The organism is Chryseobacterium sp. Marseille-Q8038 (genome assembly GCF_965111995.1).
In genome coordinates this window covers 1,269,775-1,283,451 of sequence record NZ_CBCOPN010000001.1, presented here as the reverse complement: position 1 = coordinate 1,283,451, position 13,677 = coordinate 1,269,775, and the positions used below count along the sequence as shown (strand labels likewise).

Sequence of the window (13,677 nt, the reverse complement as noted above, 5' to 3'; positions counted from 1 at the left end):
CTTGACTTTTTTTGAGAATTTCTCAATTTTTTACTTTTCAAATTCTAAACTGGCAAGAATAAACGGACCAGTTCCTTTCGGATCATTGGAACGGACTTCTTCATTCACGTAATATTCGTAAGAACCACTTCTGTAAGGTGTTCCGCCCAATCCTGCCACAGCACAGCATTTATTTAAGCTGACAACGCCGTTTTCATCTACTGTTATCAGGTTTTTGATAATGCCATCGTATCCTTTTTTGGCATATGTTTTATACGATTTGGGTAAATATCCTTTATTGACGGACTTTATCATGGTGTATACAAACATTGAAGAGCCAGTAGCTTCCAGATAATTTCCTTTTTTTCCGCCTTTATCCAATACCTGATACCAAAGTCCTGTTTTGGAATCCTGTACTTTGATGACTGCATCACAATATGATTTTAAATAGGAAAATAATTTTGCTCTTCCCGGATGATTCTGAGGCAAATAGTCTAAAACATCTACGATAGCCATTCCATACCAGCCCATTGCTCTCGACCAGAAATTGGGTGAAAGACCTGTTTCTTTGTTGGCCCATTGCTGTTGACGGCTTTCGTCCCAGGCGTGATAGAGCAGTCCTGTTTTTTTGTCTAAAAGATGCTTTTGAATGAGGTCAAACTGATTGATGATATCACTGTAAGCTTTTTCAGCTTCTTCTCCTTTTGAAAAATAATGAGTGTAGTGTGCGTAAAATGGTTCACCCATATATAATCCGTCCAGCCACATCTGGTTAGGATAAATTTTCTTGTGCCAGAAACCACCTTCTGAAGTTCTTGGCTGGCCGTCTATCTGAGAACGCAGGGTTTGTAAAGCTTTTAAATATTTATCTTTTTTTTCCTGTTGGTAAAGGTATAGAAGGATATTTCCGCAATTCAGCATATCAATATTGTATTTGGAAAGGTCGTAAGAAACGATGCTTCCGTTTTCTTTCACCATGGTATCACCGAAGGTTGTGATATACTGATAATATTCTTTGTTTCCGGTTTTTTCGTATAATCTTTCCGCGCCTTCCAGAACGATGGCTGTGGGATAGCTCCATTTAGGAGCTTTGTTGTAATCCAGCATCCATGCCTGAGGAAAGCGTTGTATTTCAGAAAGAAGCATTCTTTCCGACCATGGAAGTTTGGCTGAAATTTTTCCATTTACTTGTGATTGTATTTCAGATGAAGAATTTTGCAACGGTTGTTGTGCGCAGGAAAAAAAGAGTCCTGAACATACTGCTGCCAATGCATAGATTGTTATAGAATTATTAATAAAGTTCATAAGTTTAAACTTTAAAGTTGTTGAGTTTTATCCAGAATATCCAGTTTTTGATCCAGATCCTTGTAGAAAGCATCTTCGGTGGTTAAGCCGTTGGGTTCCTGTGACCAGGCTCCTAAAAAGTAGTAGGATACATTTTTTGTCTTTTTGAAAATGATCGTATGGGTAGATTTTGTCTTTAGATATTGATCAAAGCTTTCAATAGGATAGAAGACTGCCATTCCCAGATTGTCTTCTTTTTTGGCTAAAGTTTGCGGTCCATAAGTCGCAATATAACCCCATTTTTTATTTTTACTGATTCCTTGTTTTAAGGGAATGTTTTTAAAAGCAACGATTCCTGTACATAAACCTGAAAGACTGTTGCTTAGGGTAAGGTCTACTTTTACGAAACGGTCTTTGGGGAAAATAGTCAGTTTTGACTGCAAATCTACCGGATTTCCCCATGTTTTCCAACCTTTGTAATCGATCGTAGCATAAGACTGGTCTTTTTCATTAACCACTTTTGCGGTAGTCCTTTTTACGATTTTAAAAGTTTCCACATAATCATTCTGTTCATCATATCTTCCGTAAGATCCGATTCCGATGGTACGTCCGGATTTCAGAATATCCTGTCCCCAGGGAGCATCATGATGATAAGATTCAAAACCATCCTGACCCACATCCGGTAATACCAGAGTGGTTACTTTTTTACCAAAAATATCCGTAGCATTTCTCCAGTCCAGATAAAGTCTGTAGCCAACCTGATTGTTTTCCAGACCAATTCCTTCATATCTGATATACGAGGAGTGATCCGTATGGGCTTCCGGCAGGGTAAGCTCCTGAACATTTTTGAAAGTTCCTCCAATGTATTGATTGCCTTCCCATTTTCCGCCTTCTTTTACAGAAAGTTCAGCGTAAGAAAAAGGTGCTTTTGGGTTTTTCTTAATGGTTTCAATCACAGAAGTCTGTGCTGAAAGGTTTGTGCTGATAAAAGCGCCTGCTATAACTATTTTAAATAAACTGAGTTTCATACTTTTTCCTGTTGGGTTACCGATTTCTGTTGATGAGTTTTTATGGTTATTAGTTTTGCCCATCGGTTATTTTGTGGACAATATCATTCATATACACTTCTATATTGTCATAGTTATGATCCAGATCTCTGCCGTTGGCATTGGCAGATTTTGGGTTTAAATGATGTTTGATTTCCCATTCATCCGGGATTCCGTCATTGTCGGAATCTGGGAGAGGATTTGCCTGTTTTAACAGAGGAAATCCACCTGTGTCATTTTGGGAATCAATGATTCCGTTTTTACTTCCTTTTGAACCTTTGTAAGTAAAACTTCCGGTTTCAATGTCTTTTAAAACATGAAGATCAACAGCATCTCTTACCAGTCTTGCTCCACTGGATTTGAGCACTTTCCTGTAAGCTTCCTCCGCAGAATGGGTTTTGATGTTATTTTCAATATCATGAGGCTGATTGATTTTAATAGAATTTCTATCCTTTTCTACTAAGTTGTAGCTTGCCTTCATCTGGCTGAAAACACCTTCTGTCCAGTTATCTTTGGTAACTTCCGGATTTCCTTCCATCACATTTCCGTTGATATAATATTTTCCCCAGATATTATAGACTTCTGTTTTTGGGTTTTCATTTTTATCGATGGCGGCAATCCGTTGTCTGGTTAACGTTGAAGGGCCGGGTTTGTAATAATTATTAACGAGATTCACATTCATTCCTTCACCTCCATAGATACTGTTGTGGCCCCAGTTGTAGATCAGATTATTCCTGAAATCAGTAAGGTCTGTCAGTGCAAATTTACTTCCTGCGTATTCACCCAGTCTTGGATTTCTGCTGTCGTGATGAGCATAGATATTATGATGGAATGATGCCCGTTTACCTCCGGCAATTCCGCCATAACCATGAGCACCTTTCTGATGGAAGCTGTTTCTGAGGCTTTCCGCAATGATACACCACTGAAGGGTTGTGTTTTCGTTGGCATAGATGGAAACGGTTTCGTCTGTAGACCAGCTCATTGAGCAATGATCCACCATCAGATTTTTGATAAATCGGGCTCCCAAAGCATCGCCTTCAAATTTTTTCTGATCTCCCATTCTGAATCTCAGATAACGGATAATAACGTTGTCAGCCGCTACAAATGTTTCGTAGTTAGCAACGGTAATTCCGTCTCCGGGAGCGGTTTGTCCGGCAATGGTGACATCACCTTCTTTTATTTTTAAAGGAGACTGCAGGTAAATTGTTCCACTGGTTTTAAATACAATATATCTCGGACCTTTTTGATCTAAAGCGTATCTTAAACTTCCTTCAGAGCTATCGTCTCTCAGATGGGTTACGAAATATACTTTTCCGCCACGTCCGCCTGTTGTGAATCTTCCAAAACCTTCAGCACCGGGAAAACTCAATGCTTCCTGCGCATTGATCAGCAGAGAAATACTGCATACAATTCCGGTAACGAATAGTTTGATTAAGCTCTTTGCCATGATTTTAAAATTCTCTTTAGGAGTAGGTTAAATTATTGTAGGCTCTTTTTTATATTCCATTGATCATTTCCTTTAAGAATGTTCTCTGGAGTATATTTTTTTCTTTCTTCTTTATTTAATTGATGCGACCACGAAACTCTTTGAGCAATAGTAGCTCCAGCTCCTTTTGAGTTGCTTTCTGCGTAAAATGTGGTCTTTTCGGCTTCGGTTTTGTTCCAGTTATGCCATCCTTCAGGCTTTATAGTTGTGTTAAGCTCACAGTCAATATAAACCGTCCTGGCAAAAGGTCTCCATGGTCTTCCCAGATAGACGGAATGGTCTTTTGCATTTCCGGTAATTTTTGAATTGATAAAAACGAACCCAAATTCATTTCCCTGTGGAGTAGAAGCGGCTGTAATATAACTTGCTGTTTCTTTGGAGTAGATCATACAATTTTCAAAAACGGCTGTTCCTGCTCCAAAAATATAATCCGTTGTTCCTTCTATATAACAGTTTTTAAAATAATTTCTTGACGGTTTTGTCTTGTCTTCAAGATCCTGTGCTCCTTTTAAATATAGAGTATCCTGATTTCCCAGGAATCTGCAGTTTTCAAACGCAATCCTGTCGCCGGAGGTTAATACGGCAACGGCTTGTCCTACTTTGCCGGAACTGTTTTCAAATGAAATATTCTTTGCCGTAAAATCATTTGAATAAATAAATATTGTAGACGAACCTGTAGTTCCGATCTCTTTTCCTTCAGGATTCTTTTTGGAGGCATAATCATCGTGAGTAATGATCGTTTTTTCTGGATTTTCACCTTCCAGCAGTATGGCTCCTTTTGTTTCCGGGATGGTGATCTTTTCTTTATAAATTCCGTTTTTAATAAAAACTTTTGTTCTTACTAAAGAATTGTTTTCAATAGCATTAATCGCTTGCTGGATGGTTGTGAAATCACCTTTTCCGTCTTTCGAAACCACGATGGTTTTATCCTTTGTTTTGAAAGAAAGAAGGCTCAATAAAGCAATCAAAGCAACAGAAAACAGAGCCGTGTTTTTTAAAAAAATGGAATATTTCATAAAGCAATTTTGGTTTAAAATACAGGCTGTATCCCCAAAGAGAACAACCTGTATTTTTGATATGAATGTAAACTTAAACTGTCTAGTATCCGTAATCCTGAGTAAGATTATAATTTGAATTGATTACGTCCAGTGCTATAGGAAGAAGTTCCTTTTTATTAGGCTGGAAATAATAAGCATAACTTTTCACAGGATCTCCGTTGATGTAAGGCTGTGTCATGGCAAGTCTCCAGTTGATTTTCGTATATCCTGAAGGTGTGGCAACACTTTGGTTAGGATTGTAGAAAACATCGGCTTTATTGATTCCATTGACATAAATATCCATATCCAGTACATTTTGCTGAGCCGTTTTTGCAGGCACATAATTAACAACAGTGGAAGCTGGTTTTTTATAAAAAATGTATTCAGGAACGTTGGCATAAGCTCCGGTACCGTTCATGAAATCTGTAAGCTTTTGTCTGGTTTCATTGATCTTTGTTTCCAGAAGATTCCAGCGGATCAGATCATATTTTCTTAAACCTTCGCCTCCGAATTCCAATAATCTTTCCTGAACAATATATTTGAAAAAGTCATTTTTAGAAGTTGGAATGGTTCCTACCTGGCCAATATTTCCGGCATAAGCTCTTTGTCTGACAGCCATTACGGCATCGATAGCTTCCTGAGAAGGAGCACTGTGAATTTGGTTATCTGCCTCAGCAAACATTAATAAAATATCTGCATATCTCAAAAGCGGCCAGTCAATTCCTAAATTCTGGGATGTTCCTGTAATACTCGTCCAGGATTTTCTGAATTTCCCGTCATTCCAGTTAATAGAAGTCTGAAGATCTTCCTGTTTACTCGTACTTACCCTAAAAATAGCAATATTGACATCTCTTCTCAGATCATTTTTACCGAATTCATAGAAATAAGTAGGAATAGCACTGATTCCTCCTGCTGATTTCCAGTCTGAGTCATCATGTCTTAACCCATTATAATATCCGATTTTAGAATCTGTTCGTGAGTTTCCTCCAAATGCTCCGATAGCGAAAATAATTTCATTCGTTGTATCCGGACTGTTGGTATGCAATGATCTGAAAAGGCCTTCATAACTAGGATTTAGCTTATGCTGTCCGGAATTGATGATTTCTTTACACTCATCATAAGCGATCTGATAATACTTCTGAGGATTGGTGCCTTGTACCATTAATTGGGGACTTCTTCTCAGAGAATATCCTGCTCTTGCCAGGGCGATTCTCGCTCTTAATCCTTTTACAGCAGCTTTTGAAAGTCTTTGTGCTGTAGTTCCTCCTTCAGATTTCCATGGAACTAAAGTTGAAGCTTGAGCAAGATCCTCCAGTATCTGATCATAAATGATGTCACGATCTGTTTTAGGTAAATATACCGAAGGAAGATCAGCTGAAGGTTTGTCCTGAAAGGGAACATCTCCCCAGTTTTTAATAAGATCAAAGTAAAACATTGCTCTTAATGTCAAAGCTTCCCCAAGATAACGGTCCATCAGCTTTTTATCAGCTGCAGATCCTGTTTGATATACAGGAGAAAGTGGAATGTTTTTAATAACCAGATTGGCTCTTTCAATACCCGTGTAAGTATCAAGGAAAGGTCTTAATAATTCTGTATTGGTAGGAATTGCTCCAAAACAGCTGACTCCTCTTCTGTCATTGGCATTGTAATCTCCTGACGTCCTGAAATCGTCTCCTGACTGGGAAAGAATAAGGTTCATTCTCTGTCCATAGGTATTGTCGCCCATAGCACTGTTGTAAACTCCTACAAGAGCAGCAAAAGTATCCGGTGCTGAATCAAACTGCTGCTTTTCTGCGGTATTGGAAAGGTTTTCTACCTCTAAATAGTCGCTGCATGAGTTCAGGGTTAATACAAATGCAAGGGATAGAAAAAGGCTTGAAAATTTATTTTTGTTCATAGCGTTCGTTTTAGAAAGTGATATCTACTCCTGATAAGATAAATCGGCTTCTTGGATAAGCTGAATAATCAACTCCCGGAGTTAATGGATTTCTTCTTGTATTGGCTTCCGGATCAAATCCTGAATAGCCGGTAATTGTAAATAAATTATTCACAGTAGCATACAGTCTCAGGTTTTTCACTCCGATGGCTTCTAAAGATCCTTTTGGAAGACTATATCCGATGGTCAGGTTATTCAGTCTTAAGAAAGAACCGTCTTCAATGGCATAGGAATGCAGGAAGTAAGCACCTGCGGGCGGAGTCCACATGGTTGTATTGGCATTAAGGGCAGCAAGAGCTGTTGGGTCTGTCACCTTATTTCCGGCGTTATCAAACCATCTCCAGCGGTCCGCTACTTCTGCCAGCATATTATTATCCTTATACAGATACTGAGTAGTGTATTCTATTTTGTTGGCATTGTATACTTTATTTCCTATTGAGAAATTGAAAAGTAAGCTCATATCCCAGTTCTTATAACGGAATGTTTGCGTAAAACCACCATAGAATTTAGGTTGTGCGCTTCCAAGATCGGTCATGTCTTTATTATCAATCACTCCGTCACCATTGAGATCCTGAAGTTTAAGATCTCCCGGCTGTACAGCTTTTGCCCCGTTAGCCACAGCGGCAGAGCTTGCAATTCCGTTTTTTAAAGTATAAATCTGAGTGGCTGCATCATAATTAAAATCACTCACTTCATATCTTCCGGCCGTAACATATCCCCAATAAGTTCCTACCGGTTTTCCTACCTGTACAAGGAAATCAAACAGGTTATTCTGCCATCCGGAAGGGTAGTAGTAAGAATTGGAACTTGCAGAAGCATTGTTTCCTAAGCTTTTGATCGTATTTCTGTTGGATGAGATATTGGCATCAATCTTCCATGAAAAATTTTCTTTACTGATGATGGTACTTCCCATTGATAATTCGATCCCTTTATTTTCACTGCTTCCTGAGTTCTGATATTGAAACTCATACCCCGAAGTCTGTGGTATTTTGGCCAGTAATAAAAGGTCCTTTGTATGCGTTTTATAGACATCAATAGTACCATAAAGTCTTCCTTTAAATAAACCAAAATCAAGACCTGCGTTATAAGAAGTTGCAGTCTCCCATTTCACGTTAGGGTTTGCCATGATATTTCCTGTTGTGGCACCTGGTGTAACGCTGGTTCCAAAAGCATATCCATAGTCTGAAGAAGAGGTGAAGAAGGTATCATATAAAAAAGCTCCGATTCTGTTATTTCCTGATTTTCCATATCCTAAACGAAGTTTCAGTTCATTGACAAAATTGCTTTGTTTTAAGAAATTTTCTTCTTTGATTTTCCAGGCTAAAGAAGCTGCAGGAAAGTATCCCCACTGGTTGGGACCTGGCTTGAAAACGCTTGAGCCGTCAGCTCTCATGGATACCGTTGCGATATATTTATTATTATAGATATAATTTACTCTTCCAAAGAAAGATGCCAGACGGTCTACTTCTCTTGCGGTTTTAGGAGCATCCTGAACCATTCCTGACGGAGGTGAAGCCAGTTGTGAATTGGCAAATGCTTCCTGTGCCGAAGAAGATTTCGGGAACCATTTTATATTAATAGACGTTGATTCTCCGTCTGTTCTTACCGTTTCCTGACCCGCTAGCAAATCCAGCTTGTGATTTCCAAAGGTTCTTCTATAATTCAGGGTATTGGTATTGGTAATCCTTCTGGTTTGAGCGTTGCTTAAAAATACGACAGGCTGATCATTATTCTGTCTTGCAAGGTTGGTTACAGGACCGGAAAACTGGTTGACAATCTGATCTCTCTGCACATATCCGATTACACTTCGAAAAGTGAAATCTTTACTGATTTTATAATCGAGCGTTGCATTAAGCAATAAATCATTTCTTCCGCTTTCTTTTACTTCATCATTGGCCAGGAGAATTGGATTGACAAGATTGGTCTGATCTGCGAATAACGGATCAAATTCATCAACATCTACCGCAGAACCTCCTTCAAAAGGCTGATATCTTATAGCATTTCTCAATCTGTTGGTCGTTTGCGAACCGGAAGCAGAAGTTCCCGCGCCATAAATCATTTGGCGGCTGTAACGGGCATTAAGACCAATGCTCAGCTTTTTTGAAATATCATAATCATACCTGAAGTTGGCCATATTTCTTTTAAATCCGGAACCAATCATAATCCCGTCTTCTTCTACATTATTCAGAGTTAAAGAGAATGCCGAATTTTCATTTCCTCCGGATAGAGATACATTATGGGTAAAGTTGAAAGCTTCTCTTCCGAAGAGTTTATCCTGCCAGTTTACATTCTTGACAGATTTATATTTATCCAGCTGGTCAAATGTTCCGTAACGGGTGTTAAAAGTTTCAATATCTTTCAGGTCTCCGTTCTTATAATATTGTTCATACTGATAAAGTACATATTCATAAGGCTCCAGAACATTAAGCTTATTCTGAATGCTTCTTACCCCTACAAAACCATTATAATTGATCGTTGTCTTTCCCTTTTTACGGCCTCCTTTCGTTGTGATCAGAACCACACCGTTGGCTCCTCTTGAACCGAATATAGAGGTTGATGAAGCATCTTTTAAAACCTCAATTGATTCTATTTCCTTTGGTGATAAGATCGTCAGGGCATTATCCATCTGTACACCATCTACAATATAGAGCGGGGCATTACTTTGAGTGATGGAGTTTCCACCGCGGATTACAATATCCACATCAGCGCCGGGAGATCCTTCACTCAGGGAAACCTGTACTCCGGCCAGTCTTCCCTGAATAGCTTCAGCAGCATTGGTAGACGGCATATCTTTAAGCGCTTCGCCTTTCACCGAAGAAACAGCGTTGGTAACATCTTTTTTAGAAACCTTTGTATATCCCACTAAAACCACATCATCCAGTTTGGTTTCTTTATCTTTTTTTGTTTCTTTTTCTTGAGCCATTGCAAGGACAGGAAGCAGAAAAACAGTTAAATATAACCACTTTATTGATTGTACTCTTTTATCCATTGTATATCCTTATAGTTTTAATTCTTGCTTGAAAGTTTTTTCAATCTTTCTTGTTTAGGACTGTTAAGTATTCTGCGGACTTTAGTGGTCATGAAGCTTTTAATATTTTTTACGCCTTTGTGCAATCGATTGCGTAATTTTTTATAAAACATTATTCTGGCTTCTAAACTAATATTATTTTTCAATATGCAAAGAAAAAAATGTTATTTTTTTATTAATTTGATGGTATAAATAAGAATATTCTAATCGGATGTTGTGAGTTTTGATCATATAATGCACTGTAAATAAGGTTTATAGTTGTTCGTTCTGAATATTATGGGAGGGGATAGAAATTTTTCGGTTTTTTAATGTTTAAGATTTAGAAAACTTAAAAATAACTTAAAATTCATCTGTTTTTGCATCAAAAAAATCCCTGAATTATTATCTTGAAACAAAATTTTGTGATATTTTCTGATTTTTGTCATCTTTTTCCACAGGATTTCGCATCTGTATTTTGTTGTTTTTAATGATATATCATAATGTATATAGTATATTTTGCAAAAGTGTTTAATTTTTATCAATTTGATATCTTAAAAATATCGTTTTATTTTGGCATGATTTTATATTTTTGAAGGTTCCTGGTTCTGTTTTTGGTTAATTTTTTCCGAATGAAAAGTTTTTATTTCAATCAAAACAAGCATTGTTTTTAATTTTATATATTTGAAAATCAACTACTTTAAAAATTAAATTAATTTTTTGTTAACTAATTAAAGAATAATTCTATATTTATCCCACAAGTATTTCTGCCAATTTTAGTGTAATTTTATGCAATCGATTACATTTAATTTAACGGGTTTGAGAAAACCGCAAAAAAGAAAAGTAAAAATAGGAGTATGATACAGTCAGAATTTCGTTACGCCCATCATCCGGAAGATGTTAAAAAGTATACTACAGAAGATCTTAGGAGTGAGTTTCTGATCAATGATTTATTCAATGAGGATAAAATAAAAGTTGTCTATTCTATGTATGACAGGCTTATTGTAGGAGGGGTAATGCCTTCGTCCAAAGCTTTGAAGCTGGAACCTACAGACGATCTGAAAGCAGAAAACTTTCTGGACAGAAGAGAGCTGGGAATCATCAATGTAGGTGGTGCCGGAAAAGTAACGGTAGATGGAACGGTATATAACCTTGGGAATAAAGAAGCTTTATACGTGGGAAAAGGAGCTAAAGAAGTATTTTTTGAAAAAGATGGCGAAGAGCAAACCTATTTCTACATCAATTCAGCACCGGCACACCATTCATATCCCACAAAGAAAATCACGAAAAATGAAGCAGAAATTGTGGAATTGGGTGAAGAAAAGTACGCCAACAAACGTACGATAAATAAACTGATTGTGAATTCTGTAGTTGAAACCTGCCAGCTCCAAATGGGTATGACGGAACTACACCCCGGAAGTGTATGGAATACAATGCCGGCCCATACTCATGCCAGAAGAATGGAAGCGTACTTCTATTTTGATCTGGAAGAAGGGCAGACGGTAAGCCATTTTATGGGACAGCCTCATGAAACCCGTCACCTGTTCATGAAGAACAGGCAGGCAGTATTGTCTCCCGAATGGTCTATTCACTCTGGGGTAGGAACATCCCATTATACTTTTATCTGGGGTATGGCCGGAGAAAATATGGATTACGGCGATATGGACGGTATTAAAACAAACGAACTAAAGTAATTTTCCCAATGAATTTATTTGATTTATCCGGTAAGGTAGCAGTCGTTACCGGCGGTACTCACGGATTAGGAATGGCAATGGCAGAAGGCCTTGCTGCTGCTGGTGCCGAACTGGCAATCACCAGTACAACGCCATCAAAACTGGAAGAAGCATTGAATTACTACCACGAAAAAGGGTATAAAGCAACAGGCTATATTTTTGATGTGACGGATGAACTGGAAGCTGCCCAAAAAGTAGCGTTAATGGAAGCCACCCATGGAAAAATAGATATCCTTGTCAACAATGCAGGAATTATCAAACGTATTCCGGCTATTGATATGGAAGTGGAAGACTTTAGAAAAGTAATTGATGTAGACCTTACCGGACCTTTTATCATGTCGAAATTAATCGGGAAATATATGATTAAAAGAAAATCCGGGAAAATTATCAATATCTGCTCGATGATGAGTGAGCTGGGACGCGATAATGTAGTGGCGTATGCTTCTGCAAAAGGCGGCCTTAAAATGCTTACTAAAAATCTGGCAACAGAATGGGCAAAACATAATATTCAGGTGAACGGAATCGGTCCCGGATATTTTGCTACTTCCCAGACAGAACCCATCCGTGTGGATGGAAATCCTTTCAATGATTTTATCATCAGCAGAACACCGGAAGGAAGGTGGGGAAATCCGGAAGACCTTGCAGGAACAGCTATTTTCCTTGCTTCTGATGCAAGCAGATTCATCAACGGACAGATTATTTACGTTGACGGAGGAATTCTCGCCACCATTGGAAAACCTGCTAATGAATAACTACAGATTAGACTAGAATGAAACCTTTTATAACAGATCAATTTTTATTACAAAATAAATACGCTGAAGAACTTTACTTCAGGTTTGCAGAAAAACAGCCGATCATCGATTATCATAATCATCTGATCCCTAAAGATATTGCAGAAGACACTGTTTTTGAAAATATCTCTAAAGTATGGATTGCCGGTGATCATTACAAATGGAGAGCTATGCGTACCATGGGAGTGAATGAAAAATTCATCACAGGAGATTCTACTGACAAAGAGAAATTTGAAGCATGGGCAAAAACGGTTCCTTATACATTGAGAAATCCTCTGTATCATTGGACTCATCTGGAATTAAAGAGATATTTCGGAATTGATGAATTATTAAGTGAAGATAACGCATCAGAGATCTATGAGAATATCACCGCTCAGCTTCAGACACCGGAAAAATCTACCAGAGGTCTTTTGAAAATGATGAATGTGGAATCTCTATGTACCACAGAAGATCCTACAGATATTTTGAATTACCATCAGGATCTGGCGAAAAGCGATTTCAGTATCAAAGTAAGCACGGCGTTCCGTCCGGATAAAGCCATTTTGATTGAAAACCACAATTTTGCAGATTATATCGCAAAACTGGGAGCTTCAGCAGATATTGAAATCAATTCTTACCAGACTTTATGTGATGCTTTGCTTAAAAGAATTGAGTATTTCCACGAAAACGGATGCAGACTTTGTGACCATGGTTTAAACAATATTTCTTTTGAAGAAGCTTCAGAAGCCGAAGTGAATACTATTTTCAATGATAAATTGGCCGGAAAAGTGATTGCCGAAAAGCAGGTGAATCAATTTAAAACAGCCATTTTATTATTCTTAGGGGAGGCTTATCATAAATACGGATGGGTGCAGCAATTCCACCTGGGAGCTTTGAGAAATAATAATGAAAGAATGCATAGAGTTCTGGGACCTGATACCGGCTGGGATTCGATTGGAGACTTTGTACAGGCGGAGACGTTGTCCCGATTTTTGAACACTTTAGATGGAAAAGATAAACTTACAAAAACCATTTTATACAATTTAAACCCAGCTGATAACGAAATTTTCGCGACAATGATCGGAAATTTTAATGATGGAAGCATCAAAGGAAAAGTACAGTTTGGTTCAGGATGGTGGTTTCTCGACCAGAAAGATGGGATGATTAAACAAATGAATGCCCTTTCCAATATGGGATTGATTAGCTGCTTTGTAGGAATGCTCACAGATTCCAGAAGTTTCCTTTCTTATCCAAGACATGAATATTTTAGAAGAGTATTGTGTAATCTTTTCGGAGAAGAAATGAAGAATGGCGAACTGCCGGATGACATTGAACTGATTGGGAAAACTATTTCAGATATCTGTTATCATAACGCAAAAAACTATTTTGATTTTTAATTGAA

The 13,677-nt window shown here is 37.9% G+C and carries 9 protein-coding genes; 3 read left to right on the top strand and 6 right to left on the bottom strand.

The genetic code is table 11. The annotated features are described in order from the left end of the window. Positions 1–30: 30 nt before the first annotated feature. The 6 genes from ACWPWS_RS05955 to ACWPWS_RS05930 all read right to left on the bottom strand — a co-directional run bounded on the left by ACWPWS_RS05955 (position 31) and on the right by ACWPWS_RS05930 (position 9,757). Entirely contained in the window at positions 31–1,284 is a 1,254-nt protein-coding gene (locus tag ACWPWS_RS05955; protein WP_454045862.1) for a glycoside hydrolase family 88/105 protein, read from the bottom strand. An 11-nt stretch (positions 1,285–1,295) separates the two neighbouring features. Further along, on the bottom strand, positions 1,296–2,354 hold the full coding sequence (locus ACWPWS_RS05950) for a DUF4861 family protein (protein ID WP_454045861.1): 1,059 nt from the start codon (positions 2,352–2,354) through the stop codon (positions 1,296–1,298). Further along, positions 2,341–3,756, bottom strand: coding sequence for a pectate lyase (locus ACWPWS_RS05945; protein WP_454045860.1), 1,416 nt, complete (start codon positions 3,754–3,756; stop codon positions 2,341–2,343). Before ACWPWS_RS05945 ends, ACWPWS_RS05950 begins: the two co-directional genes overlap by 14 nt. 32 nt (positions 3,757–3,788) lie before the next feature. Then, the gene (locus ACWPWS_RS05940) at positions 3,789–4,811 is read right to left on the bottom strand and encodes a pectinesterase family protein (protein WP_454045859.1); all 1,023 of its coding nucleotides are present in this window, start codon (positions 4,809–4,811) and stop codon (positions 3,789–3,791) included. A gap of 82 nt (positions 4,812–4,893) precedes the next feature. Beyond that, complete coding sequence (locus tag ACWPWS_RS05935; protein WP_454045858.1) at positions 4,894–6,729, bottom strand: RagB/SusD family nutrient uptake outer membrane protein; 1,836 nt, start codon at positions 6,727–6,729, stop codon at positions 4,894–4,896. Positions 6,730–6,739: 10 nt separating this feature from the next. Beyond that, a complete protein-coding gene (locus ACWPWS_RS05930) occupies positions 6,740–9,757 on the bottom strand; it encodes a SusC/RagA family TonB-linked outer membrane protein (protein ID WP_454045857.1) in 3,018 nt (1,005 codons plus the stop codon). An 872-nt stretch (positions 9,758–10,629) separates the two neighbouring features. Between ACWPWS_RS05930 and kduI the strand changes: the two genes are divergently transcribed. From kduI to uxaC, 3 genes are read left to right on the top strand one after another with little or no spacing between them, the layout of a single operon-like run. After that, complete coding sequence (kduI, locus tag ACWPWS_RS05925) at positions 10,630–11,466, top strand: 5-dehydro-4-deoxy-D-glucuronate isomerase (protein WP_454045856.1); 837 nt, start codon at positions 10,630–10,632, stop codon at positions 11,464–11,466. Positions 11,467–11,474: 8 nt separating this feature from the next. After that, positions 11,475–12,257: a gluconate 5-dehydrogenase gene (locus tag ACWPWS_RS05920; protein WP_047430171.1), complete on the top strand. Its 783-nt coding sequence runs from the start codon at positions 11,475–11,477 to the stop codon at positions 12,255–12,257. A gap of 17 nt (positions 12,258–12,274) precedes the next feature. After that, positions 12,275–13,672 carry a glucuronate isomerase gene (gene uxaC, locus ACWPWS_RS05915; protein WP_454045855.1) on the top strand — a complete coding sequence of 466 codons (1,398 nt, stop codon included), beginning with the start codon at positions 12,275–12,277 and terminating at the stop codon, positions 13,670–13,672. The last annotated feature ends 5 nt before the right edge of the window (positions 13,673–13,677 follow it).